The organism is Vibrio sp. 10N.222.51.C5, assembly GCF_041474575.1.
Classification (GTDB): Bacteria; Pseudomonadota; Gammaproteobacteria; order Enterobacterales; family Vibrionaceae; genus Vibrio; species Vibrio crassostreae_C.
This window is the reverse complement of sequence record NZ_JBFRUJ010000044.1, coordinates 1-23619: the sequence shown is the minus strand read 5'-3', so window position 1 is coordinate 23619 and position 23619 is coordinate 1. Positions and strand designations below refer to the sequence as shown.

The following is a 23619-nucleotide window of genomic DNA, read 5'->3' as shown; positions in this document are numbered from 1 at the left end:
CAAATGTGTAATCTTACTTCTGTATGAATAAAGCTGTTAACCACGCCATTTTGCTTTTGGTGCTCGCAAACCTACTTGCGTCTTTTTCAGACGTATCATTGAAGATACTGAATGGCGAAGTCCCTACGTTCCAGTACGTGTTTATCCGTCAGCTATTGAGCGTGATCTTGTTGCTTCCATTTTGGTTAAAGTTACCGAGAGAGACGCGTATGAAAGGCGGTTGCCGAATCAACTTCTTAAGGGCTCAATTTATCTTAGTGGGGAGTGGCTGCGCGATGATCGCCATTACACACCTTACTTTGGCGACAGCAAACGCGATGTTCTACGTTGGACCAATCCTTATGCTGCCTTTGTCGATCGTGCTGTTGAAAGAAAGGCCGACATCTTCAAAAGTGATCGCGACCCTGATTGGTTTTGTGGGCGTATTAATCGTGTTACGCCCTGAACAATTTCATTGGGCGGCGATTGCTGGGCTAGGCAGTGCGCTTGCGATGGGCGTGGGTAATATCTTGATTAAACGCTTGAATGCAGAGCAACACATCATCTCAACTCTGTTCTGGACCAGCATTATGACTCTGCCACTTGCACTGGCATTAGCGCTGCCAACTTGGTCTGCGCTCGAATGGCGTCATGTTGGTTGGATCATGGCAATCAACTTGTTCGTACTTGGATACCATGCGCTTGTGGTGGTGGCTTACAAAAAAGCACCGGCCAACCAGATTGCGCTCGCCGAATATTCTGGGTTGGTGTTCGTAACATTGTTTGGTGTTATGTGGTTCGATGAGATTCCAGACATCCTGACGCTGGTGGGCATTAGTCTCATCGTTATTCCAATGATGCCGATTAAATGGAAGAAGGTTTTCAAGTGGAGAGACCGAGCCGCTTTAGAAGTTGAGGTTACTCCGCCTAAACCATAGCGGCTTGTCTCTCAGTCATTCTGGATTCCAAATAAACCACATCAGGGAAGGTCGTCTAAACTTAGGGTTTGTATCGCATCAAATACGACAATTTGGGCTCTAAAGACGTTCTCGAAATAAATGCAAATTAGTGCTTTACCTCAACTTAACTTGAGGTATTAGGATATGCAACGTTGCTTACGAGAATACTTTAAGGAGAGATGAATGATCCAACTTGAACATGTGAATTTAGTGGTAAAAGACATCCCAGAAATGCTGGTTTTCTATAAAGCGGCGTTCCCTCATTGGTATGTCCGTGACGAGGGAAAAGGGGAGTGGTCAGGTAAGCCACGTAACTGGCTGCATTTTGGCGACGAGTACCAATACATCGCAATAAGTGATCACGGTGAAGGTGAAAATAGAGATTTGGCGGGGCATTCTGTTGGCCTCGCGCACTTCGCTTATGTGACCAATAATATCGAAAGCGTAACCAAGCGGCTTGTTGATGCGGGCTTCCCTATTGCCAAACCCGGCGCCGAAGAACCTTATCGAAAAAACGTCTATTTTGTGGATCCGGCAGGTTTTGAAATCGAGTTTGTTGAGTATTTGAGTGATGATCCCAAGTTACGAAATGCCACAAGTTAATCACGTAATACGCCGCTTTATTAAAGTTGGTTAGCGGCATGAAAACACGTTAGAGAATATTTATAGAAAAGGGCATCGTGGAATAATCCGCAATGCCCTTTTTCGTTCTATTTAATCGCTGATTAGCTAACTGATGTTGAGCTCTTTTCGCTGGTGTTTACTTAGCTTTAAACGGCACCAACAGTTGTTTGCCAAACACATTGATTAGCGCGCCAGTCACGATTAGACCACCACCTAGATAAGTCCCAATTGATGGAATCTCATTGAAGATCCACACGCCTAACAGTGCTGAGAATACGATCTGAACGTAAGAGTAAGCTGAAGCCTTGCCTGCTGCTTGGGTTTGCATCGCTTTGGTTAAACCGTATTGGCCTATTTGTGTGAAAATCCCGACCAGAACCAACATCATGGTTAAGAACAAACTAGGCCACACAAAGTCGTTCCAGATAAGGGCGGTTGAGATTGGGAGAGCAACCAGAGGGAAGTAGAAGATGATCACTGAGCTATCTTCCGTTTGGCTAAGCTTTCTCACAATCACATAAGCAATTGAGCTACCAAATGCGCCACATAACGCCACCATAATGCTGAATAGCGGTAATTCGCTGCTCGCGCCACTGTTCATGCTTGGCTGAACCATTACTAATAGCCCTGCTAAGCAGAACGCAATGCAGATCATGGTCGATTTTTGGACGCGCTCTTTCAGAAATAGCACGCCAAGTAGGGCGGTAAATACAGGGTGAACGTATTGTAGAATGGTCGCTTCGGCTAATGGCAAAGTGGTCACAGCGTAGTAAACACACATCAAGGCTGCTGTACCAACTGCGCCTCGAACAAACAACAAAGGTTTGTTATTTCCCCAGATCGAAATGCCTTTTCGCTTAACGTCGATATAACTGATGATCAAAGACACCAAAGCCCTTGCTGCAACAATCTCGAATACAGGTATGCCGTAGTTGCTGATGTATTTCACACACGCAGACATCAGTGCGAATCCAAAAGCAGAGAGGATCATGAACCTAACCCCAACAGGGATCATTAAAAAAGAGAAAGAAGGCATAAAAATATCAATCGGTTGAGGGAACAGGAATCATAACTTAGTTTAGAAGAGCCGACCAAAGTCTTTGTCCTGTTCTATTACACCAAACCATTGATATTGCTGTGCGAGTACTTTCAGCAACTCGATCTCTTTTGTTGTCTCTTCTCTAAGCCATTCAATAAGGTCGTTGATGATAGGCGTGTGACTACGCTGGTGCATGAAGTAAGTCCAAGCACTGTGTTGGATTTTTGCATTTCTAGGGCAGTACAAGAAGCCTCGTTGGAGATCTTGTTGAACTAACAACAGATCCGTGACCGTAACCCCTTCACCGGATAGACAGGCACTGAGCGCCATATCTAAAGACAAGAAGCTGGTATTTCTGACAGGTTTCTTTGGTGGGAATTCAACATCGGCCAGCCACACTTTCCAGTCGTGATGATCTAAGGTTGGATGCAGCCTTGGCAAGGTTAAGATTGAATCGAGGTCGGTGTCTTTGGTGGTTAAACTAGTAGAGCAAACCGGCGCCATGAACTCTTCACGCAAGAAGGTAATGTCAGGTGCCTTGTCATAGCGTTTTTTGAAACGCGTGTGGAAGATCAGTAGATCATACTCACTACTATTAATCGATTCGTCTTCCTCAATCACAGGAACAATGACTATCTCATGATCTTGATAACGCTCGTTTAATTCCCGAACTTTGGAGATCAATACTCGCGTCGCGAAACTCAGAGTCGCTTTGATCACGATACGCTTCTGCTTGGGCTCACTCCAAGAGGCGATAACAGCTTCGATATTACCGTAGCTTTCTCGCAAAGCGACATACAAATCATGACCTTGTACCGTTAATTCTATGGCTCGATGCTTACGAATAACCAGTGATGCGTTTAACTCATCTTCAAGCTGTTTGATCTGTCGGCTGATCGCACTTTGTGTCACATGCAGCTCTTCGGCAGCCAGAGTAAAGCTCATCAGCCTTGCGGCAGCTTCAAAGGCTTTTAAGCCATTATGTGATGATGGCAAGCTAGGATATGGGGTCATAATTCGTTCGCATGAGTTTATGGAATGTTAGAGTCGCAAATTTATCAATTGAACGCCAGCCTCATCGATCGTATTTTGGGCGAAATTAACTGAGGCGCTCATGAAAAAAATACTCACTCTTGCATTCCCTTTGATCATTTCACAGCTGATCTCTATGGCTTTAGTCCTTACTGATGTTTGGATGATGTCGCGTATCAGTGTGTCAGCCCTTGCGGCTGGTGGCTTAGGTGCCTCAATCTACTTTTTCATCTTCATTATTGCGAGCAGCACCGTGGGTTGTGTCGCGAATTTGATTGCGATCGCTTATGGTCAGCGAGTAGCTCGCCCTGAGTTTGGTAATACTCAAATTAGATTGGCGGTGAAAGGCGCAACCATGTTGGCATTCGTGCTCAGCGTGACCTTAATGGCCAGCTTCTGGTTTGCTCCGTTGGTATTAGAAGCAGCCAAACAGCCACCAGAAGTGATCACTTTAGCCATGGAATATGTCCATGCTTTGAAGTGGGTAATGTTGCCTTCGCTTATCTTGTTGGTACTTCGTGGCTTAACCAGTGCGTTTGGCAATGTGCGTTCTATTCTGGTGATGTCTATTATCACCGTAATTCTGAATGTGCCAGTCAGCTACTTCTTAACCTTCCAATTAGACATGGGTTTAACAGGTTTAGGGCTAGGTACGGCTATCGCGGCATTTATCGTGATGGTTGGATACACGGTTTGGGTATTCAAACGTGACGAATTCAAGCAGTTCGCCCCTTGGTTAAACACAGAAGAGTATTCAATCAAGTTGATGAGCCCGCTTTTAATGATGGGTTTACCTATCGGCTTGGCAGCATTACTTGAGCATGGCCTTATTTACGGCGGCACTTTGATGGCAGGGACGATCAGTATTGCTTCTCTAGCGCTGCACCAAATCTTGCTGCAATGCTTAAGCTTTACGTGGAACTTCAACTTCGGTTTCTCGCAAGCTGCCGCAATTTTAGTAGGCCGTGATTATGGCGCGGGCAACTACGAAGGCATCAAAAGAACCTCGATTCAAAGCTTTATATTGGTGTCGGTGTTGAGTGTGGCGTTGTCGGCCGTGTTCATTATATGGCCTGAGATGATCGCTTCTATCTTCAAGTTAGACGATGGCACGGGTGCAATGACTTCACTACTGGCTTCTGTGATTTGGGTCGTTGCTTTGTGCTTTATTGTTGATGCTTGGCAGCTACTGGCGATTAACCTGCTAAGAGGCATGAAGATTGTCTCTATGCCAACCGTGATGACTGCCATCGGTTACTGGGTATTTGGCTTGCCTGCGGCTTGGTATTTGATGCCTAAGTTCGAATTGGCAGGGATTTGGGGCGGAATCGGTGTTGGCTTAGGCGTGACAGGTATTCTGCTGCTTATCCAATTGATGCGTGTCATTCAAAAGAACAACCAATCTCCAGATTTGTCGAATCATGCTTATACGTGATTTGCTTGTGATGCTCGCCTTTACCATGGAACCTTGAACGATAAACGTTGTATTGCTGACCGAGAACTATCAATTACCAACAATGACCTATAAGCCCTAAATTGCGTACTTCGTAATTTAGACCTTGGTCTTACAGAAACCGAGCTAAAAGGTGACTAGAATGATTTGAGTTGCTCACCGTTTTATCAAGGAATACACAAATGGAAGTTGGATTGTTCTGGGCTGAAAAAGGAATGTTAGTGCTTGGCGCACTGTTTGTTTTGACGAGCATGATGCAGTACGGAAGACGCAGTAGCGATTGGAAAGGCGTGATTACGATGTTCTACAAGCGTATCCCAATGAACATCGCCGAATACAAATGGTATCGCCTGGGGATCGCGTTGTTGGTATTTGCTGTGATCATACGTTTCGCATTACTGATTTTATGGCCTTCATATCAGTTCTAGTTCTCTTGCATTAGCTTTGTTGGATAGCTCTCTATCATGGCTACATAAAGCCGTTCAATGAATGAGTCAGTCGAGCCTTAATAAACCCGCTTGTTAAGGCTGCTGTTAAATATAATAGTGCTATTACTCAACAGCAAGGATTGGCTATTACCTTTGTAGCATATTGTTTTTCATGAAGAATAATGCGAAATAATAGCTTACCCACCTGTTTCATCATTCTTACTAATAATCTGCACATAAATCCATTCACCCCGTGCCTGATACCATAATGTTCTGTTACACTCGGTCGAATTAGCTTTAATTTGTCAGTGGTGCATTTATGTCGTTCCCAGTTCTTATATGTGATGATTCTGCGTTAGCAAGGAAGCAGATGGCTCGGTCACTGCCTAGTTCTCTAAATGCAGATATAACTTTTGCTGTTCATGGGCTTAATGCACTTGAAGAGCTCGCTAAAAACCAATTCAAATTGATGTTCCTCGACCTAACCATGCCGGAATTAGACGGCTATGGCACATTGGAAGAGATGCAACGTTTAGGCGATACCACGCCAGTTGTCGTTGTTTCTGGTGACATACAACCAAAAGCACAACAGAAGGTGCTGGATCTTGGCGCCAAAGCATTTTTGCAAAAGCCGATCGATAAAGAAGCGCTAAAAGCCATTTTACGTGAGCATGTCGAGCCGCCAAAACAACCTCAAGTCATTACCCCAACCGCTTTAGAACTGCCAATACTTCGCAGACGCGATATCTATATGGAAGTCGCGAACGTAGCGATAGGCCGTGCCGCTGATGCACTGGCTCGTCACTTTAATGTGTTTGTTCACCTACCGCTGCCGAACGTTAACATCTTCGAAGTGAGTGAATTGCACATGGCACTTCGTGACCTAGCGGATAACGACCAAGTGTCGGGTGTTTGCCAAGGCTTTAGTGGAGAAGGCATTGCAGGTGAAGCGCTAGTTTTGTTGAGTGATTCCAGTGTGAGCGATCTTAAGAAGCTCATGAAGGTGCCAACAGAAAGCGAGCAGCTAGAAGAATTAGAGTTGTTGATGGATGTATCGAACATCTTAGTCGGCTCTTTCTTGAATGGGTTAGGGGAGCAATCAGAAGTTCGTTTCTTTCAGAGCTCTCCTGTGCTGTTAGGGCAACATATCTCAATCGACTCGGTCATCGAAAATACCAGTGGCTCATTTAAAAAGACCATGACATTCGAAGTCAGCTACAACATCGACGGCACGTCCATCCGTTGTGATCTTCTATTTATGTTCGTTGATGAGTCTCTGCCTCTTCTAGACAACAAATTGGCCTACCTAATGGAGGAGTTTTAATATGCTGAATCTTCCTGCTGAATTTGAACAGTTCCACTGGATGGTAGACATGGTTCAAAACGTCGATATGGGGCTGGTGGTCATTAACCGTGACTTTCAGGTACAAGTTTGGAATGGCTTCATGACGCACCATAGCGGTAAGCAATCGCATGATGCGATCGGTAAGTCGATCTTTGAGTTATTCCCTGAAATTCCTGAAGAGTGGTTTAGGCTTAAAACAAAACCGGTTTATGACCTAGGCTGCCGTAGCTTCATAACGTGGCAACAAAGGCCTTATCTGTTTAAGTGCCGCAACGTGAGGCCAGTAACTCAGCAAGCCGACTTTATGTATCAGAACGTCACGCTTAACCCGATGCGTTCTCCAACTGGGCAAGTGACATCCTTGTTCTTGTCGATTCAAGATGCGACTGCTGAAGCTCTGATGTCTCAGAAAAAGGCTTGACGTACCTTAAGGTGAAAATTGAATCGCCTTATAAGAGCACTCTGAAAACCAAATAAAAATGGCCAAGGTTAATCCCCTTGGCCATTTTTGTATCTGATCCTGTAGTAATGAGTTCGAACTAAAGAAAGGCGTTCCGTGTTCGTTAACTTTAGTCGAGTTGTTGTTAGGCTCTATCAACAGCGGCTTGTATCCGCTGGGTTCTCATAAATAAGCGCATCTAACCTGCCATATTTTGTGGACTTTACCCCCGTTCATCCAAGTTTCGAACGTGCTAATCGATCTTGTCTTTGTACTTTATAAATTTCAGGGCTGATGAAAGAGGGCTGAGATCGGCACTCGAAGCGAAAAAAGTCAGAAAAAAATGAAATTATTTAAGAAAAAACGCATTTTTTGATTCAAGAAAAGTGTGATTTTTATGTGATTAAAGGGCACTTTTTTCACAAATTTGCCTTATCGAAGATTTTTTCGCCGAATTTACAAGGGAAACGTTTGCGCAATAAACCGACAGCGTTTGCGTGAATATGTTGTTAAGTTATTAATTACTATGAATTTAGTAGGAAGTGACGGGCGGGAAGCTTTTACCAGATATGGAATCTTTGAGAGGATAGCACAAAAAAAAATGAAATATCAGACTTGCTGTTAGTAAATCACAGCCTATAATGCTGAAAACCGGAGCGTCTGCCAACGCTCCGGTTTTTTTGTGTCCGAAACTCAGTAAAGCGTCTGCCAACGCTTACCGAAAACGCACGACACGTAATATGATTACAGGACAAATTATCATGCGTATCGAACAAGAACTTAAGTTAGGTTTCAAAGATGTACTCTTCCGTCCGAAGCGTTCTACCCTTAAAAGCCGTTCTCAAGTTGAATTAACCCGCGATTTTACATTCAAGCATAGCGGTCGTCAATGGTCTGGTACTCCAGTAATTGCAGCGAACATGGATTCGGTAGCAAGCTTTGAAATGGCAGCTGCTCTAGCAGAGCACGGTGTTATGACTGCAGTACACAAGCACTACACAGTAGAGCAGTGGGCTGAGTTCGCAAAAACAGCAGACAAGAAAACGCTGAACAACGTATTTGTTTCAACAGGTACTTCTGAAGCTGAGTTTGAGAAAACTAAGCAAATCATGGCGCTTAGCGACGAATTCGTATTTATCTGTATTGATATCGCTAACGGCTACTCAGAGCACCTAGTTGAGTATGTACAAAAAGTACGTGCTGAATTCCCGACTAAAGTTATCTCTGCTGGTAACGTTGTAACGGGTGACATGGTTGAAGAGCTAATCCTAGCTGGCGCAGACATCGTTAAGGTTGGTATCGGCCCTGGTTCTGTTTGTACTACACGTGTTAAAACAGGCGTAGGTTACCCTCAACTTTCTGCAATCATCGAGTGTGGCGACGCAGCACACGGCCTTGGCGGCATGATCATCGGTGACGGTGGCTGTTCATGTGCGGGTGACGTATCTAAAGCGTTCGGCGGCGGTGCTGACTTCGTAATGCTAGGCGGCATGCTAGCAGGTCACTCTGAGTCAGGCGGCGAAGTTGTAGAGCAAGACGGTAAGCAATTCATGAAGTTCTATGGAATGTCTTCACAGTCGGCTATGGACAAGCACTCTGGTGGTGTTGCTAAGTACCGTGCTGCGGAAGGTAAAACTGTTTTACTTCCATACCGTGGTTCTGTTCACAATACAATTTCTGACATCCTTGGTGGTGTACGTTCAACTTGTACATACGTAGGCGCAGCAAAGCTTAAAGAGCTAACTAAGCGTACGACTTTCATCCGTGTACAAGAGCAAGAGAACAACGTATTCGGTAAAGAGTAATCTGAACGAGTTCGAATAGTTTGAAGATCAAGAGCCGCTTTTTAGCGGCTCTTTTTTTTGTCTAGGGACAAAAGCTACGATTGTTGTGCTACTAGAGTTGCTGGAAATCGGTAGTATTGTTTGAACTCGGCTTTATGTTTGGCCAACCGGATAAGCCTTTTATTCGTTGCGTGCTGCCACTTGGTTTCAAGCTACCAGGTATCAAAGAAGGTGAAAGCCGATACCAACAACGCAAAGGCGTTTATCAGTTGGTCGACCAGAAAGGCAACTTTGAACGTAAGACAGACCAAGCTGACAAGCTTGAATGCCTAACTCAACAAATCAAAGAGCTAGAAAATCGAATCGCTGAAATTGATGGGAACCACACCGAAACCGTCAAAGGCAATAGAACCATAAAAGCTAAGAATATTACCGAAGACGCTGGCACCATCAAGTCCAATGGCGGAAAAGGCGTTTGCACTGGCACAGGCATTTGCCCCTTCATGGGAAAACCGCATGTCGATGTATCATCCACAGTTTATGCAGGGAAGTAACAATGGCAATAAGCAAAGTATCATTAAAGCAAAAGATAGAAACAGAATTGAAAGCCCAGGGCTTTGTGCTCGATGGTCAATTCGCAATGGCTGGCATGATGGCTGAAGCCATAGCAAATGCAGTAGTCGATGAAATAACTGCAAATGCGATGGTTGTTGTTGATAAGGGGTGTTCAGCTGGTAGTTATAAAGTTATTTGACAACTCGTGGTTGGAATGTGATTTGTTTAAAGTGAGGTATTTCAAAATACTTACCGCTTTGCTGTTTTACAACCCCTTCACTAACTAACCAGTATTGTTTTTTTTTGAATGTGTTAAAAGATAGCTTATCTCCCGCAGCCTTCAAATTTCCTTCTAATAGTAAATGTGAAAATAATATTGGAGAGATTTCATCAAGTCTAAATAAGCGCTCTTCATTAATAATGCATGTTGACTTTATTAAATCAATCTCTGTTTTAAGATTATGATAGTCATCTAGTTGACATTCCTTAGATAAAAGAATGGAGAGTGTTTTATAGATGACATCAGATTCAACTTTATAATGCGAGCAACCATAAGTGGCGTGTTTTATCGCTCTAAAAATATCGGTTTGAGGTCGAACAAATTCGTACCAACATGCAGATAACTGAGTCGTACAACCCTCTACGCTATTATGCCATTTGAAATTGATTTTCTTATTTTTGGGGATATTTGCAGTGAATAAATCGAAGAAGGTAATTCTCTGACAAAATTCATACAATGTATCAGATAGTTCGTTATGAGCTACTTGAGCTGCAGCTTTATGATGTGCAGATGTGATTTCATTCTGAAGTATGTATATACTATCATATGTGGTTCTAATACTTTTAAAAATCAAGCTATTATTCACATTTTCAGCTGATAGGGATGTGTTAATTTTATCTATGAGTCTTTGTGTAATATGCTCGTACTTTGTATAGGCAATTTCAGAGTGCTTATCTTCTTTGTCTTTACGATTGCTTTTTATATTTTGAAAAATTAAAAACGCTAATGTTAAAACCGTGCCGAGAGCAGCAAACACACTTGCACCAGCGTTTACTGTTTCTGATGATAGAAGATTATCTTGTGTTTTAATTAATTCGTTAGATGGTAAAACTAATTTATTTACGATGGTAATGGCAGCACCTGAGATAGGTAAAGATGGTTTAGCTAGAGCATCTGTAATATCCTTAGTAAGCATGCTAGGATTTACTTCTGGAAAACTTGAATCTTTTGTTGAGTTTGTTTTTATTCCAAGGAAAATAATAATCAAAATACCGACGATAAATATTGAGATAGATGAACGTTGAGAGTTATCATCTTTTTTTTGGTTTGATAAATATTGAAAGGTTGTTAGTAGCAAAGCCGCTAATGCAATAATTGCAGCGAACCACATAGCCCAATTTCCAAATTCAGTCGAATTGAATGAATAGATATTTCCGGATAATAATAAAGTAAGAATACTGAGAACTGCGATACTTATGGAACCACAAATCAGTGATATGGCCTTAGAGCTTCTATTCATGAGCTAGTTTTCTATGTTTTAGGATAGCAGATTTTAATTGTGTGTTTTGAATAAGTATTTCATCGGCTCTTACTCGTTCTTCGTGGTTTTTCAGTTGTTCACGCTTTAATTCCGATGATAAAAAATCTATTTGTTGTTGTTGAATTAGTATTTTATTTTGAGCATTGTTCAACAAAGTAGATACTTGCGTATCAAATTTTGTTTCGAGAGTTGAAATATTTATTTTTGACTTAGAGGTGCATGTACCTAACTGAAGCTTTAAATTTTGTATTTCTAGATCTTGTTTTTTAGCTTGGTGTTGTGTGTATGGTTTGATTATAAAGTACGCAATCATTACACTAAATAAAATCCCGATAAGGATAGTGCCGATAGCCAAGAAAGCTAATTCTTTAGTGGTATCAGTAGTAGAGTATCTGTCTGTGTTTTCCATGTTTTTCGCTCAATCAAAATTACATGCGCATTCTACACGATATGCAACGTTATTAAACGTTTGACACCGATCTTCTACATCGTTGACCTGTAACGGCACTGGCAAAATCCAGTGTCGGGATTGAGACCCCGCTTTATTCTTCCGGCGCATAGACGCCAGCATTTTGCTGGTTTTTTTATGTGCGGCTTCGGCACGCTGTTTCGTAAGTGCGGTAGTACTAACCTTGTTCAGTTCATCACCCGAAGATTAGTACCTTTGTGTGGTGATATAAAAATCACGTACGGAGGCCGTCATGCTAATCTTACAATCCTTTCTAAAGACATTCGCACACTCGATAATTTGTATTCTCTAAACGATCTGCACAAAGCGAGTGGTGGACACAATCGACATCGTCCAGGTATTTTTATTAAGAATCAGCAAACTCAAGAACTGGTAAATGAAATTGAGCAAAGCAGTAATTCCTGCTCAGAAATGTGTTTGAGAGGTGTGGCTAGTTACGAATATCGAACTTTTGTACCAAAATATCAACAACTTATGATTTTTTAACATAATTTCAACATAAAGAGCCGCTTTTTAGCGGCTCTTTATGTTTAATTCTAGCTATTACTCAGTAGAGCGTTAACTTTCAATTTTTCTACTTCGCATAATTCGAAGGAAACAGTGCTCGTTTCGCTTCTTCATCACGTTCGGTTTTAAATTGAACGTCTTTACCAGTTTCGCGAGCGCGAATTGCGGCAGGGCGGGCGTTGATTGCATCGAACCAGCGCTTTAAGTTCGGGTAAGGTGCTAGGCCTTCTTCACCAAGCACGAAAGGTGCTTTATCAATCCAACCCCATGCAGCAACATCGACAATGGTGTACTCATTTCCGACGAAAAACTCACGACCTTCCATGTGCTTTTCTAACACTTCGTAGTGACGTTGTGCTTCGCGTAGATAACGATTTACTGCGTAATCTAAGCCTGCTGGCGCAGCATGACGGAAGTGTACCGATTGGCCAGAGTATGGACCAAGTCCGCTGGCGATAAACATCATCCAAGATAATAGTTCAGCTCTGTCTTCTGGCTGACCAGCTAGCTTGCCTGTTTTCTCAGATAGGTACAGCAGGATAGCGTTAGAGTCGAATACACGTTGTCCTTCGTCTTCAATCGCAGGCGTTTTGCCATTTGGATTGATTAAACGATATTCCGGTGAATGCTGCTCACCCTTTAAGGTATCGACAGGAACAAGTTCAAAATCTAGGCCTGTCTCTTCTAGAAACAAAGCGATCTTCATTGGGTTGGGTGTTTGGTGAAAATAGAACTTAAGCATGGGGTAACTCCTTGTATTGGTCATTTATTAAAGCACCACTTGAACGATCGTTCAATAGCTGATTTTTGAATTTTCTGTGAATTGACTGATTTGATAGCACACTCTGTGCTTTTTGAACTTGGTTGAGCAAACGTGAATGAGCGTCGACTTGTAGAGAGATAGCATTTTAAGTTGCTGAAATAATGGACATAAAATGCACATTTAGGTTTGATGTTTAGCTTCGAAACTTACGGGTTTAGATGGAATAGGCATGTGGGATTCGAAGTTAAATATTCCAAAATCATTAAGGGAGCCACTCATAACTCGAAGCTATCTGGATATTTGAGCTTACTCTGGCGCATAAAATCGTGATCTGCAGCCACATCTTATGCAACAAATGAATATTAACCTTGGAGAGTAAGGTTTGGTTCACGGTTTTTTAATCTTGGCGGCTTACATTGGTGAGCAAATCTGATGTGAAACACTTAACGACACAGGATCTTTCCATGGAAAAGAACATTATCGCCCTCGCTCTTGGTGGCATGCTAGCCTTTGGCGCAACACCTTATTCTTTTGCTGCTAACGATGGCGCTGTACAGGCTTCTGCGGACTACGCGCAGTTGGTGACTAAGCGACAAGTTGTCGACCAACTACTTCTTGATGCGTTGCAGGCGTTTAAGTCTCCGGCAAGAATTTCACACGCGGGCTTCACGGCCAAAATGCCAAGCAACATGGAAATTGTGACTAACCGATTGTTAGAAGCGTACCAGCTAGAACCTTACCGTACGGATTTGTTGATCTCGGCGGCGAATGCTCAGATCTACAACAAGAATGCAGAGCGCGCGATTGAGTTGTTTGAGCAAGCGTTGACGGTTGCACCAGACGATGTCGACTTACATGCGTATCTAGCGGTTTGGCAGCGTTTTGAAGACAATGAAAGTGAATCCAACAAGCACATGGAGAAGCTAGAAAGCCTGAATAAAGGTAAGGCAGAAGATATTAAACGCATTTTTGCTACGGTCGACCGCGTATTAGAAACACCGTTAAAAGAGTCTGCGGATAAGGGGCTGTTGAGCGACCCCGGTGCCATAGTCACTTTGGGCTACGCACTTAACCCTGATGGTTCTATGCATCAAATCTTGATCGAACGTCTTGAGACAACGTTGGCGATGTCTAAAGCGAACCCAGATGCGATGATCGTGTTAACGGGTGGCGTGCCGAAGAACCATAAGACTGAAGGCAAGTTAATGGCGGATTGGCTTATCTCAAAAGGGGTAAGTAAAGATCGCATCATTGAAGAGAACTACGCGACCAGCACGGTAGGGAATGCCTTATTCAGTAGCTATGCGCTTGCTCGTCATGATATTAAGCACGCGACCATTATCAGCTCGGCAAGCCATGTTCGTCGTGGTCAAACTCTGTTTGAAATCGCTAGCTGGCAAACGGGCCCTCAGGGCATTACCTTCGATACGGTTTCTTACCCAGACAAGCCGCTCGAAGATCTTAAGAAAGCGAGCAGTGGTGAGCTTCTAGGCATCTACCGTGACGCACTGAGAACGTATGGTATGTGGAGCTACCGCTCTTACCCATTAGAGTCTCGCTAGGCTTAGGGTTATTTCACAGTAGGCAAAGTATAAGTTGCTAGTACAATCGAGCACAGCTAGATGGTATGCTGTGCTCCTACTTAATTTAGTGTTTCAAAGGCAAAAAAATGAACCCGATTTTAGCAATGTTGAAAGAGAACAATATTAGCGACGAGCAGATCAGTGAGCTATTCAAAACGCTGACAGAGAACCCTCTTGCAGCAATGGCGACGATCAGCCAACTTGGTTTACCTCAAGACAAACTTCAAATGCTGATGGGTCAGGTAATGCAAAACCCTGCGCTAATCAAAGAAGCAGTTGAAGAGCTTGGCCTAGATTTTTCTAAGGTTGAAGCGGCTAAAGAGCAACTTCAAAAATAAGTGAATTTGAATGAGTTAATATCGAATTAGCTTAATCCACATTCAATAAAAAGGTCGTTTAAGTTCAGCAACAGGCTGTCTTAACGGCCTTTTTTGATCTTGGTGGCGATTATTCACTTTGATCAAGTTGCTTTCAATCCCTGCTTCCCATTTTCTACTCAACGACTATTTCAACACAATTGACAGCACTTTTGCCAAACATGCGTTGCTACTGACAATTTACTTACTAGACTTAATTAACCTATGTGCGACTTGATATGTGCACCTTGATGAACAGTGTTTTTTGGATGAGGAATGCCCTGAATAGTAGGGATCATCAAACAATAGCGCTGTTTATTTATGGGTCACAACAAGAAAAAGAATAAGAGGGCACTCAAATAAGCCCTTTATTGAGCAGTGATTTTATAGGAAATGAGTTATGAAATATTTAAAGGAAACGGCTTTAGCTAGCCTTGTGTTGGCCGGGCTTGTTGGTTGTGGCGGAGACTCAGGATCATCAAGCAGTACGACACCCATTACCTTGAGTGTGAGTGATGCGCCCGTCGATGATGTTAAAGATGTGACGGTGACATTCAGCAAGGTAGCTTTACTTCCGATTCAGGGAGGTACAACGCTAGTGTATGACGTGTATAAAACGGACGAAAACGGTGATTACGTTGATGAAAATGGCGACCCGTTGCCAGACGGTGAAGATCCTATTCCATTAAGTGTCAATTTATTGGATTACCAAGGAAGCGATGCACTTCCTTTGATTGAAAACGAGGTAGTTCCAGTAGGTAGCTATAAACTATGTGTGTTTGCGAATGATGGCGATCACCCGACACATCCATCTTATGTTGTAGAAAACGATGACTCGATTCGTGAGTTAACGGTGAAAGGTAATGGCGCGTGCCCGCAAGGTGTTGGTAAAGAAGATAACGCTGGCGTGCTTTACTTTAATGATTCATTTAATGTGAACCAACAGAGTAACGATTTTGTTGTCGAGTTCGATCTTCGACGTGGCCTAAAGAACAGTTCGACTTTCCCTGATTACACTATTCAAAGAACGTCTGTAAGCCTTATCAATACGGTTGAGACAGGAAACATTGAAGGTACTGTTTCGAGTACCACTTTTGAAGCTTGTAACCCTACAAATGATAATACTTATGTTCAGTCGGTGTACTTGTATGAAGGTAATGTCGACAAAGCTGACATGGCGCCTATTGGCGGTTCCGATGAGGTGAAGCCGATTACTTCAGCATCAGTGGCAATGAATGAAGCACAGACTAACTATGAGTTCTCTCTGGGATTTATTGATCCAGGTACTTACTCATTGGGTTATACCTGTACCGCGCAACACGACAGTGATGAAGACAATGCTGATCCGGTTGCTGATGGTTTTGACATTTATGAAGTTCAAAATAGTGTTCAGGTAGTGGTTGGTCAGGATAACCAAGTATCGTTTTAAATCTTTGACGTGATTAAGCATTCGAATAAAAACGGCCTCTCATTTAGAGGCCGTTTTTGATCATGTCACCTAGTTAGCATGAATTTGATGATCATTGAGTGTGACTCTAGGGAAGTGATAATGTAACTTTGTATCTCTTACTTTAACCTAGCGAAATGTACTCCGGCGTTGCTCATGAAATCTAGCTTAAGCATTCGATCTTACACCAAGCAATTTAATACCCATGCTCATGATGACCATCATCAACTGGTATTGCCGATCCAAGGCAGTATTAATATCGAAATGGTGGGTTATGTCGGTAAAGTGGCGGTGGGCGAATGTGTGGTGATTCCGGTAACCACAGCACATGCGTTTAAAGCGGACGAAGCAGCGCGGTTTATTGTCGCGGATATGGCTGTGTTGCCTCAGCATTTGTTAGAGCACGAGCTCTCGGTTTTCACGATAACGCCACCTTTGATGAGCTTCTTGTTGTTTGTTGAGAAGCAGCTGGAATATCAGGTCGATAGCGGTATTGAGTCATCCATCTTGGATGTGTTTTCACTGCTGTTAGAGCAACAACAAGTGAGCAAGAGCATCGACCCAAGAATCGGCGCTGTACAAAGGCTGATAGCGGATAATTACACACAACCATTATCCATTTCGCAACTTGCAGAAACGGCTTGTTTGAGCCCCACTCAATTCAAAAAACGCTTCAAAGAATGTCTGGGTATCAGTGCGCTTAAATACATCACTCGCTATCGTATGGAGAAAGCCCAAGCCTTGTTAACTCATACCGATTTACCGGTTCAATTGATTGCTGAAAATGTGGGCTATAGTGATGTGTCTGCTTTCAGTCGTCGCTTCTCTCAGCACTTTGGCATGTCTCCAAGGGCGTTTCTAGGCTCAATGAAAGACAGTCTTTAGAAACAACAATAGCGTCCTTTCGGCAAACTAACTCTTATCAATCTTCACTATTATCTATTTCAGAACTGAAAATTGGGTAATAGAAATGAATCTTGCCATCAATCGCGTTAACGAATTCCAAACGGGCACTTTAGCCATCTTGTTTGCTTCTATTTTATGGGGCACGACAGGCACCGCCGCAAGTTTTGCGCCTGACCTAAGCCCATTAGCAATTGGTGCTTTTTCTATGGGCGTCGGTGGCCTAATGCAAGCGGGCTTGGCGTATCGAAAAATCCTATTCGCTTTCGACAAACTTTTGCAGAACAAGAGGCTGTTGGCAGTGAGCGCTTTGGCTTTGGCGGTCTATCCTTTAGCTTTCTATTCTTCAATGAAATTATCAGGCGTGGCGATTGGTACCGTGGTTTCGATTGCAACCGCGCCTTTCTTTTCGGCATTGTTAGAGTGTCTGATTAGCAAAAAGAATAATATCAACAAACGTTGGCTCACTAGCTTTGCGATTGGTGTGGTGGGTATTGGGTTGTTGGTGTTTTCAGAATCTTCATCGACGAATGAGTCAGGTGATGATCTCAAGCTGTTGGGTATTGCTTTAGGTTTGCTCGCTGGGTTGTGTTACGCCATTTATTCTTGGGCGACAAAAGCACTGATAGACAAGGACATTGAGTCTCAAGCGGCGATGGGCAGTATTTTTGGCCTCGGCGCGATGCTGTTGCTGCCAACACTCTGGTTTACGGGGGAGAACCTGTTTTCCTCGCAGATTAACGTATTAGTCATCAGTTATCTGACGTTAATCCCACAATGCTTGGGCTATATCGCCTTCAGTTTTGGTTTACGCCATGTGACCGCGAGTAGTGCCAATCTACTGACTTTGTTTGAACCAGTAGTTGCAGCGGTGCTTGCCGTCTGCGTTGTCGGTGAGCTGATTCCTTTTATAGGTTGGCTAGGTATGTTTCTGATTGTGCTGTGCTTGTTGTTACAGTCGAAGCCATCTAAAGGAACGTTATAAGTATTTGTTTTGTCAAGCCTAATTGAGATTTATTCATGCGTAATTCTTATAATTGAATAAAATCAGTATCTCAGTTGTGAGAGTGCTGTTACTATCGCTATCAATAGTCGGGGGGCATATACCTTATTTGGTGTTTGCTGAGATCGTTAGTCGAGACCCGTTGAACCTGATTCAGTTAACACTGGCGTAGGGAACTATAAGCACTCGATCTACGTCTGCACTCATGAAGACTGTTCATGAATCTATTGCGACTTCTCCTTCGATCGGTGTTCGTTCTCCTACGTCTTGTAAGATAGTAGGAGCGACAATGACACACAGTTCTATTTCAAAAGATTTAACGCCAAAAGCCTCAGTTTCACAGCATTCTGCTGATGGTTCGATTCGAACGAACACTCCGATTGTATTGACGATCGCAGGCTCAGACAGTGGCGGCGGTGCAGGTATCCAAGCTGATATTAAAGCCATGTCTGCTACCGGTAGTTTTGCTTGTTCGGTAATTACCGCGATCACTTCCCAGAACACGCAAGGCGTTTCCGCCATTTTTCCTATTCCACTCGACCATGTCGCTAGCCAGTTAGATGCGGTTTTCACTGATCTGAATATAGTGGCTGTGAAAGTCGGCATGTTGGCCGATTCGCAAATCATCAAAGTCGTCGCGGACAAAATCAAACAATACCAACCTAAACACCTAGTGATTGACCCTGTCATGGTGGCGACAAGTGGCGACCTTCTTTTAGAAAACTCGGCGATCACCACGCTAAAACAAGAACTGATTCCGCTCGCAGACATCATTACGCCTAACTTGCCGGAAGGCGCAGCACTAACGGGCAAAGCTGTGCCTGAAAGCGAAGCCGAAATGCAGGATATGATTGAAGACCTGCGTGCACTAGGTGCTAAAGCCGTTCTTCTCAAAGGCGGTCATTTAGAGAAGGATGAGAACAGTAACGACTTACTGATTCTGCCAACCACGTCTGCTTTGATTCGTGCGAAGCGTTTTCCTACCAAAAACACCCACGGTACGGGTTGTACGCTTTCATCTGCTATTGCTTCTTTCTTAGCGCAAGGCAACACGCTGTCAGAGGCTGTTGAGCTAGGCAAACAATACATTTCGCGCGCGATTGCTCATGCTGATGAGTTGCAAGTCGGCCAAGGTCATGGGCCCGTAAATCACTTCTTCGCTGGGCACGGGAATGTCCGTTAATACGGTGGGTGTTCAGCTCAGCAATGCCTCTTTACGTTATAACGACAGTGAGCACGCAACCTTGTCTGGGTTGTCGCTTAGCTTAAGCGCAGGTAAGTGGACGGTATTGCTAGGTCGAAGTGGCTGCGGGAAAACCACGGTATTGCGTTATCTGGCAGGCTTGTTGGACGACAAGGTGGAGTGGCAGGGAACATTGACAACCTCTGATGAATTGCCTTTAACGGATCGCATCGCTTACATGGCGCAGCAGGATTTGTTACTGCCGTGGCTGTCGGTTATCGACAATGTATGTCTGAGTCATTGTTTTCAAAATTCAGCTTCTGACAAAGCACTGCAAACCAATCAAGCACTCGAGTTGCTCGCTGCGGTTGGTTTGGCTGATTATGCGAATGCGATGCCGGATCAGTTGTCTGGTGGTATGCGTCAACGTGTCGCTTTGGCTCGAACTTTAATGCAAGACAAGCCAGTGGTGCTGATGGATGAGCCGTTCTCTGCGCTGGATGCGGTAACGAGACACAAACTACAGAGCTTAGCGTGTGAGCTGTTGAGAGATAAAACCGTTGTGTTGATCACCCATGACCCACAAGAAGCGGTGCGTTTGGCGGACAATTTGTATGTGTTGCAAGGCACACCTGCGAATGCTCAGTCTTTATCTGTGCCTCTCACATCAACACCACGAGTGCTCGATGGTGAGTGTGCCGAGTTGCAACAAGCGATCTTAGATCAGTTGGAGCGTGATTATGAATGATCTAACGCGAAGTGGAGCTGTAGCTCATTCAACTAACGGACAGGCTGCCACTACACGCCCTCGTCAGATGAATCCTGTTGTTCGTTTGCTTATCAGCAGTGCTGTGATTCTCGGTTTATGGCAGTTAGTTGTGGTTATCTTCGAGATGCCGAGCTTCATTCTGCCCACGCCAGCAGAAGTCTTTTTAAAGCTGATTGAACGTTACGATGTGTTACTCAAACACACATGGGTGACTGCGCAAGAGATCCTACTTGGCTTGTTACTCGGATTGTCTATGGGGCTATTTTTCGCTCTGCAGATGTTGATGTTTGATCCGTTAAAACGTTGGTTATTGCCTATCTTAATTGCCAGCCAAGCTATCCCTGTATTTGCGATCGCGCCAGTATTGATGCTGTGGCTTGGTTACGGCATCGCCTCAAAAGTGGTGATGGCGGCGATCATTATCTTCTTCCCAGTAACCACTTGTTGTTACGACGGCTTACGTAATACTCCGACAGGCTATCTCGATCTTGCCAAAACGATGGGCGCATCGAAATGGCAATTGCTGCGTTATATCCAACTGCCTGCTGCGCTGCCAACATTAGCTTCTGGCATTCGTGTGGCTGTGGTGATTGCGCCAATTGGAGCGGTTGTCGGCGAGTGGGTTGGTTCGAGTGAGGGGCTGGGTTACTTAATGCTGCAGGCCAACGCGCGCATGATCATTGATGAGATGTTTGCTGCCTTGTTCATCTTGGCGGTGCTGTCTATCTCGCTCTACTTCATCATAGACAAGTTACTCAAAAAAGCTATCCCTTGGGAGAACCAGTAATGGCTTGCTCAATAACACTTTGTTTAATAAGGCTTCGCTCAACGCTATTTATCTCAACAATAGCTCGTTAAAAATGAGCTCTATAAACACAATAATAATATTCAAAAGGAAAGGTTAACTATGAAAAATACCAAATTGGTAGGTGCAGTGGCACTGCTTGCTTCGTTAGTTTCAGGTCATGCTCTAGCGGACTCTGAACAAAAGAAACTGACATTGATGTTGGATTGGTTTGTAAACCCGAACCACGGCCCGATTGTGATTGCTCAAGAGCGTGGTTACTTTGCTGACCAAGGCTTAGAGGTTGAAATCCAAGAACCAGCAGACCCAAGCACGCCAGCAAAATTGGTCGCGGCAGGTAAGGTCGATTTAGCGGTAACTTACCAACCAAGTTTAACCATGGATGTGGCAGCGGGTCTTCCTTTAGTTCGTGCATCAACCCTTATCGCGACGCCACTGAACACACTAATGGTACTGGATAACGGCAAGAACGATTCGCTAGCGGATCTGAAAGGCAAGAAGATCGGTATTGCGATTGCGGGTAACGAAGAAGCGACTATCGGCACTATGTTAGCGCAAGAAAATGTTGCATTTACAGATGTGCAAACCATCAATGTCGGTTGGGCACTTTCATCTTCATTGGCATCGGGCAAGGTAGACGCAATCTGGGGTGGCTTACGGAACTTCGAAACCAACCAGTTAGCACTTGAAGGTTTTAAAGCGAAAGCATTCTTCCCAGAAGAGCACGGCGTACCCGCTTACGACGAGCTTATCTTTGTTGCGAACGCAAAGAAACACGATGATGAAGCGATCAAAGCGTTCAACAAAGCATTGGAACAAGCAACGACTTACATTGTGAACCACCCCCAAGAGTCATGGAGTGAGTTTGTGGCGTATTCACCAGATACGTTGAATAGCGAGCTTAACCAACGCGCATGGAACGACACGCTGACTCGTTTTGCACTTCGTCCTTCTGCTGTAGATATGAAGCGTTACGACGATTACGCACAGTTCATGTTTGACAAAGGCATTATCAAATCACTACCGAAAGCCGCTGACTACGTACCGACTTTTGACTAAGGAATCTCATGAAATACCAAGACTTAATCCAAGCCTGTCAACAAGATTGGCAAGACTACACCGAGCATGATTTTGTTAAAACGCTGGCAAACGGCACACTCGCTCAGCCGTGTTTTCTGCATTACTTGAAGCAAGATTTTCTGTTTTTAAAGCAGTATGCCCGCGCTTATGCATTGGCAATTTACAAGGCTAAAACCTTGGCTGATATGCGTCGTGCACTGCCAAGTGTTCATGCGTTGCTAGATTCTGAAATCTCTCACCATGTGACTTACTGTGGTCAGTGGGGTTTAACCGAATCGGATTTAGAAAACGAGCCTGAAGATTTCGGCACTGTTGCCTACACGCGCTACGTTCTAGATGCGGGTATGACGGGTGATCTTGTCGACTTATATGCGGCACTGGCTCCGTGTTCAATCGGTTATGCCGTGATTGGTAAAGCGCTGTTAGAAAGCAGTGATACTGTTTTGGAAGGCAACCCATACGCAAGCTGGCTGCAACTGTATGGCAGTGAAGAGTTCCAGTCTGGCGTAGCAACGGGCGCGGAATACTTCAATCAGTTGCTTGCTGAAATTGATATCAACAGCGAACGCGGTCAGAACATCGTTCATATCTTCAAAACCGCAACGCGTATGGAAGTGGCTTTTTGGCAGCAAGGGCTGAACGCTCTTGATGATTCAACAGCGGCTTAAAAGCGACTTTCACGAATAAGGATTTACCCATGCTTACTGAACAAATTATTCAATCGCTACGCGCAGTACGAGAGCAAAAACCACTGGTTGTGAACATCACTAACTATGTAGTGATGAACAACACGGCCAACGCGTTATTGGCGATTGGCGCTTCGCCTATTATGGCGCACTCGCAACAAGAACTGGCAGAGATGATGTCTTTCTCTGGTGCTTTGGTGATTAACATCGGCACGCTCGACAGTGTTTGGACGCCAAGAATGTGTTTTGCTGTTGAGCAAGCGAACGCGAACAACAAGGTTGTGGTTCTTGACCCTGTGGGTTGTGGGGCAAGTACGTTGCGTACCGAGACTTCTCGTGAAATTGCACGCTTAGCCGATAAGTTGATCATTCGTGGTAACGCGTCTGAGATTATCGCGTTAGCGGGCGAACAAGCGCAGAGCAAAGGCGTTGATGCGCTTGATAGCAGTGATGCTGCGTTAGGTGCTGCACAGTGCTTAGTGGCTGAATACGGTGCAAATGTGGTGATATCTGGTGAGACAGATTACGTTGTCACCAAAGACAGCGTGGTGACGTTAAACAACGGACACCAAATGATGCCGTATGTGACGGGTATGGGGTGTACTTTAACTGCATTGACGGGTGCTTTCGCGGCTGTTGGTGATGATAGTGGTTTAGCTGCAGCAGCGGTATTAGGCGTGGTTGGTGAAATCGCGGCTGAAAACTCTCGCGGCCCAGGTAGCTTGCAAATTAACTTGCTTGATGAGTTGTATCAGTTAGACGAAGAGACTCTGATTCAACGCTTGAAGATTCAGTAGGGCTAATCTAACTCTAAGCCACAAGTTAGAGTTAGATTAACTTAAAAAAGCCCCCGACACTTATGTGTAGGGGGCTTTTTATTGGTTCAT

At 44.1% G+C, this 23619-nt stretch carries 23 protein-coding genes, 3 pseudogenes and 1 riboswitch; of the genes and pseudogenes, 21 read left to right on the top strand and 5 right to left on the bottom strand.

The annotated features are described in order from the left end of the window. Positions 1-23 precede the first annotated feature (23 nt). Together AB4558_RS13920 and AB4558_RS13915 are read left to right on the top strand one after the other, a co-directional pair. Positions 24-917, top strand: a complete 894-nt coding sequence (locus AB4558_RS13920; RefSeq protein ID WP_017065985.1) for a DMT family transporter — start codon at positions 24-26, stop codon at positions 915-917. Between the two features lie 204 nt (positions 918-1121). Continuing rightward, entirely contained in the window at positions 1122-1541 is a 420-nt protein-coding gene (locus tag AB4558_RS13915; RefSeq protein ID WP_029224260.1) for a VOC family protein, read from the top strand. A 157-nt stretch (positions 1542-1698) separates the two neighbouring features. Here the strand turns inward: AB4558_RS13915 and AB4558_RS13910 are convergent, their stop codons facing one another. Next, positions 1699-2598: a DMT family transporter gene (locus AB4558_RS13910; protein ID WP_372074267.1), complete on the bottom strand. Its 900-nt coding sequence runs from the start codon at positions 2596-2598 to the stop codon at positions 1699-1701. A gap of 42 nt (positions 2599-2640) precedes the next feature. Then, positions 2641-3615 (bottom strand): LysR family transcriptional regulator, encoded by a 975-nt coding sequence (locus AB4558_RS13905; protein WP_017068435.1) that lies wholly within the window; start codon positions 3613-3615, stop codon positions 2641-2643. Positions 3616-3715: 100 nt separating this feature from the next. On the opposite strand from AB4558_RS13905, the gene AB4558_RS13900 reads away from it, so the two are divergent. From AB4558_RS13900 to AB4558_RS13870, 7 genes and pseudogenes are all read left to right on the top strand, one after another. After that, a complete protein-coding gene (locus tag AB4558_RS13900; protein ID WP_372074268.1) occupies positions 3716-5068 on the top strand; it encodes an MATE family efflux transporter in 1353 nt (450 codons plus the stop codon). A 200-nt stretch (positions 5069-5268) separates the two neighbouring features. Continuing rightward, positions 5269-5514, top strand: coding sequence for a hypothetical protein (locus AB4558_RS13895; protein WP_010430578.1), 246 nt, complete (start codon positions 5269-5271; stop codon positions 5512-5514). 319 nt (positions 5515-5833) lie between these two features. After that, positions 5834-6838 carry a response regulator gene (locus AB4558_RS13890; protein WP_372074271.1) on the top strand — a complete coding sequence of 335 codons (1005 nt, stop codon included), beginning with the start codon at positions 5834-5836 and terminating at the stop codon, positions 6836-6838. Between the two features lies 1 nt (position 6839). Then, positions 6840-7280, top strand: coding sequence for a PAS domain-containing protein (locus tag AB4558_RS13885; RefSeq protein WP_017062430.1), 441 nt, complete (start codon positions 6840-6842; stop codon positions 7278-7280). 779 nt (positions 7281-8059) lie between these two features. Next, positions 8060-9103: a GMP reductase gene (locus AB4558_RS13880; RefSeq protein WP_065584791.1), complete on the top strand. Its 1044-nt coding sequence runs from the start codon at positions 8060-8062 to the stop codon at positions 9101-9103. A gap of 116 nt (positions 9104-9219) precedes the next feature. Further along, positions 9220-9636, top strand: a pseudogene (locus AB4558_RS13875) (hypothetical protein); the annotation flags it as partial. 2 nt (positions 9637-9638) lie between these two features. Continuing rightward, the gene (locus AB4558_RS13870; RefSeq protein ID WP_372074273.1) at positions 9639-9836 is read left to right on the top strand and encodes a hypothetical protein; all 198 of its coding nucleotides are present in this window, start codon (positions 9639-9641) and stop codon (positions 9834-9836) included. Here AB4558_RS13870 and AB4558_RS13865 read toward each other — a convergent pair. After that, positions 9829-11028, bottom strand: a complete 1200-nt coding sequence (locus tag AB4558_RS13865) for a hypothetical protein (RefSeq protein ID WP_372074275.1) — start codon at positions 11026-11028, stop codon at positions 9829-9831. The two genes, AB4558_RS13870 and AB4558_RS13865, sit on opposite strands and share 8 nt — an antisense overlap. A gap of 121 nt (positions 11029-11149) precedes the next feature. Continuing rightward, positions 11150-11587: a hypothetical protein gene (locus AB4558_RS13860; protein WP_372074277.1), complete on the bottom strand. Its 438-nt coding sequence runs from the start codon at positions 11585-11587 to the stop codon at positions 11150-11152. A gap of 177 nt (positions 11588-11764) precedes the next feature. Here AB4558_RS13860 and AB4558_RS13855 point away from each other — a divergent pair. Next, positions 11765-12052, top strand: a pseudogene (locus AB4558_RS13855) (KilA-N domain-containing protein); the annotation flags it as partial. A gap of 169 nt (positions 12053-12221) precedes the next feature. Here the strand turns inward: AB4558_RS13855 and AB4558_RS13850 are convergent. Continuing rightward, positions 12222-12896, bottom strand: coding sequence for a glutathione S-transferase family protein (locus AB4558_RS13850; RefSeq protein ID WP_372074279.1), 675 nt, complete (start codon positions 12894-12896; stop codon positions 12222-12224). Between the two features lie 485 nt (positions 12897-13381). Here AB4558_RS13850 and AB4558_RS13845 point away from each other — a divergent pair, with 485 nt between their 5' ends. From AB4558_RS13845 to thiM, 11 genes and pseudogenes are all read left to right on the top strand, one after another. Continuing rightward, the gene (locus tag AB4558_RS13845) at positions 13382-14479 is read left to right on the top strand and encodes an ElyC/SanA/YdcF family protein (RefSeq protein ID WP_372074281.1); all 1098 of its coding nucleotides are present in this window, start codon (positions 13382-13384) and stop codon (positions 14477-14479) included. A 107-nt stretch (positions 14480-14586) separates the two neighbouring features. Then, on the top strand, positions 14587-14838 hold the full coding sequence (locus AB4558_RS13840; RefSeq protein ID WP_004731647.1) for a DUF2999 family protein: 252 nt from the start codon (positions 14587-14589) through the stop codon (positions 14836-14838). A gap of 418 nt (positions 14839-15256) precedes the next feature. Beyond that, on the top strand, positions 15257-16285 hold the full coding sequence (locus AB4558_RS13835) for a DUF4382 domain-containing protein (protein ID WP_136974469.1): 1029 nt from the start codon (positions 15257-15259) through the stop codon (positions 16283-16285). A gap of 174 nt (positions 16286-16459) precedes the next feature. Continuing rightward, complete coding sequence (locus tag AB4558_RS13830) at positions 16460-17188, top strand: helix-turn-helix domain-containing protein (protein WP_372074283.1); 729 nt, start codon at positions 16460-16462, stop codon at positions 17186-17188. 85 nt (positions 17189-17273) lie between these two features. Beyond that, positions 17274-18191 (top strand): DMT family transporter, encoded by a 918-nt coding sequence (locus tag AB4558_RS13825; protein ID WP_108194558.1) that lies wholly within the window; start codon positions 17274-17276, stop codon positions 18189-18191. Between the two features lie 98 nt (positions 18192-18289). Then, positions 18290-18401: riboswitch (TPP riboswitch) on the top strand. Positions 18402-18498: 97 nt separating this feature from the next. Continuing rightward, a complete protein-coding gene (gene thiD, locus AB4558_RS13820) occupies positions 18499-19392 on the top strand; it encodes a bifunctional hydroxymethylpyrimidine kinase/phosphomethylpyrimidine kinase (RefSeq protein ID WP_372074286.1) in 894 nt (297 codons plus the stop codon). Continuing rightward, complete coding sequence (locus tag AB4558_RS13815; RefSeq protein WP_372074288.1) at positions 19382-20140, top strand: ABC transporter ATP-binding protein; 759 nt, start codon at positions 19382-19384, stop codon at positions 20138-20140. Before thiD ends, AB4558_RS13815 begins: the two co-directional genes overlap by 11 nt. 73 nt (positions 20141-20213) lie before the next feature. Then, a pseudogene (locus AB4558_RS13810) lies at positions 20214-20948 on the top strand (ABC transporter permease); the annotation flags it as partial. Between the two features lie 120 nt (positions 20949-21068). Beyond that, positions 21069-22025 (top strand): ABC transporter substrate-binding protein, encoded by a 957-nt coding sequence (locus AB4558_RS13805; protein ID WP_372074291.1) that lies wholly within the window; start codon positions 21069-21071, stop codon positions 22023-22025. Between the two features lie 8 nt (positions 22026-22033). Beyond that, on the top strand, positions 22034-22714 hold the full coding sequence (tenA, locus tag AB4558_RS13800; RefSeq protein WP_017061912.1) for a thiaminase II: 681 nt from the start codon (positions 22034-22036) through the stop codon (positions 22712-22714). A gap of 29 nt (positions 22715-22743) precedes the next feature. After that, positions 22744-23529, top strand: a complete 786-nt coding sequence (gene thiM, locus AB4558_RS13795) for a hydroxyethylthiazole kinase (RefSeq protein ID WP_017064406.1) — start codon at positions 22744-22746, stop codon at positions 23527-23529. Positions 23530-23619: the final 90 nt, after the last annotated feature.

What these genes read in the sequence shown, in the direction of transcription:
- AB4558_RS13920 (WP_017065985.1), top strand. Translation starts at nt 24, where the DNA reads ATGAATAAAGCTGTTAACCACGCCATTTTGCTTTTGGTGCTCGCAAAC.
- AB4558_RS13915 (WP_029224260.1), top strand. Translation starts at nt 1,122, where the DNA reads ATGATCCAACTTGAACATGTGAATTTAGTGGTAAAAGACATCCCAGAA.
- AB4558_RS13910 (WP_372074267.1), bottom strand. Translation starts at nt 2,598, where the DNA reads ATGCCTTCTTTCTCTTTTTTAATGATCCCTGTTGGGGTTAGGTTCATG.
- AB4558_RS13905 (WP_017068435.1), bottom strand. Translation starts at nt 3,615, where the DNA reads ATGACCCCATATCCTAGCTTGCCATCATCACATAATGGCTTAAAAGCC.
- AB4558_RS13900 (WP_372074268.1), top strand. Translation starts at nt 3,716, where the DNA reads ATGAAAAAAATACTCACTCTTGCATTCCCTTTGATCATTTCACAGCTG.
- AB4558_RS13895 (WP_010430578.1), top strand. Translation starts at nt 5,269, where the DNA reads ATGGAAGTTGGATTGTTCTGGGCTGAAAAAGGAATGTTAGTGCTTGGC.
- AB4558_RS13890 (WP_372074271.1), top strand. Translation starts at nt 5,834, where the DNA reads ATGTCGTTCCCAGTTCTTATATGTGATGATTCTGCGTTAGCAAGGAAG.
- AB4558_RS13885 (WP_017062430.1), top strand. Translation starts at nt 6,840, where the DNA reads ATGCTGAATCTTCCTGCTGAATTTGAACAGTTCCACTGGATGGTAGAC.
- AB4558_RS13880 (WP_065584791.1), top strand. Translation starts at nt 8,060, where the DNA reads ATGCGTATCGAACAAGAACTTAAGTTAGGTTTCAAAGATGTACTCTTC.
- AB4558_RS13870 (WP_372074273.1), top strand. Translation starts at nt 9,639, where the DNA reads ATGGCAATAAGCAAAGTATCATTAAAGCAAAAGATAGAAACAGAATTG.
- AB4558_RS13865 (WP_372074275.1), bottom strand. Translation starts at nt 11,028, where the DNA reads ATGTGGTTCGCTGCAATTATTGCATTAGCGGCTTTGCTACTAACAACC.
- AB4558_RS13860 (WP_372074277.1), bottom strand. Translation starts at nt 11,587, where the DNA reads ATGGAAAACACAGACAGATACTCTACTACTGATACCACTAAAGAATTA.
- AB4558_RS13850 (WP_372074279.1), bottom strand. Translation starts at nt 12,896, where the DNA reads ATGCTTAAGTTCTATTTTCACCAAACACCCAACCCAATGAAGATCGCT.
- AB4558_RS13845 (WP_372074281.1), top strand. Translation starts at nt 13,382, where the DNA reads ATGGAAAAGAACATTATCGCCCTCGCTCTTGGTGGCATGCTAGCCTTT.
- AB4558_RS13840 (WP_004731647.1), top strand. Translation starts at nt 14,587, where the DNA reads ATGAACCCGATTTTAGCAATGTTGAAAGAGAACAATATTAGCGACGAG.
- AB4558_RS13835 (WP_136974469.1), top strand. Translation starts at nt 15,257, where the DNA reads ATGAAATATTTAAAGGAAACGGCTTTAGCTAGCCTTGTGTTGGCCGGG.
- AB4558_RS13830 (WP_372074283.1), top strand. Translation starts at nt 16,460, where the DNA reads ATGAAATCTAGCTTAAGCATTCGATCTTACACCAAGCAATTTAATACC.
- AB4558_RS13825 (WP_108194558.1), top strand. Translation starts at nt 17,274, where the DNA reads ATGAATCTTGCCATCAATCGCGTTAACGAATTCCAAACGGGCACTTTA.
- thiD (WP_372074286.1), top strand. Translation starts at nt 18,499, where the DNA reads ATGACACACAGTTCTATTTCAAAAGATTTAACGCCAAAAGCCTCAGTT.
- AB4558_RS13815 (WP_372074288.1), top strand. Translation starts at nt 19,382, where the DNA reads ATGTCCGTTAATACGGTGGGTGTTCAGCTCAGCAATGCCTCTTTACGT.
- AB4558_RS13805 (WP_372074291.1), top strand. Translation starts at nt 21,069, where the DNA reads ATGAAAAATACCAAATTGGTAGGTGCAGTGGCACTGCTTGCTTCGTTA.
- tenA (WP_017061912.1), top strand. Translation starts at nt 22,034, where the DNA reads ATGAAATACCAAGACTTAATCCAAGCCTGTCAACAAGATTGGCAAGAC.
- thiM (WP_017064406.1), top strand. Translation starts at nt 22,744, where the DNA reads ATGCTTACTGAACAAATTATTCAATCGCTACGCGCAGTACGAGAGCAA.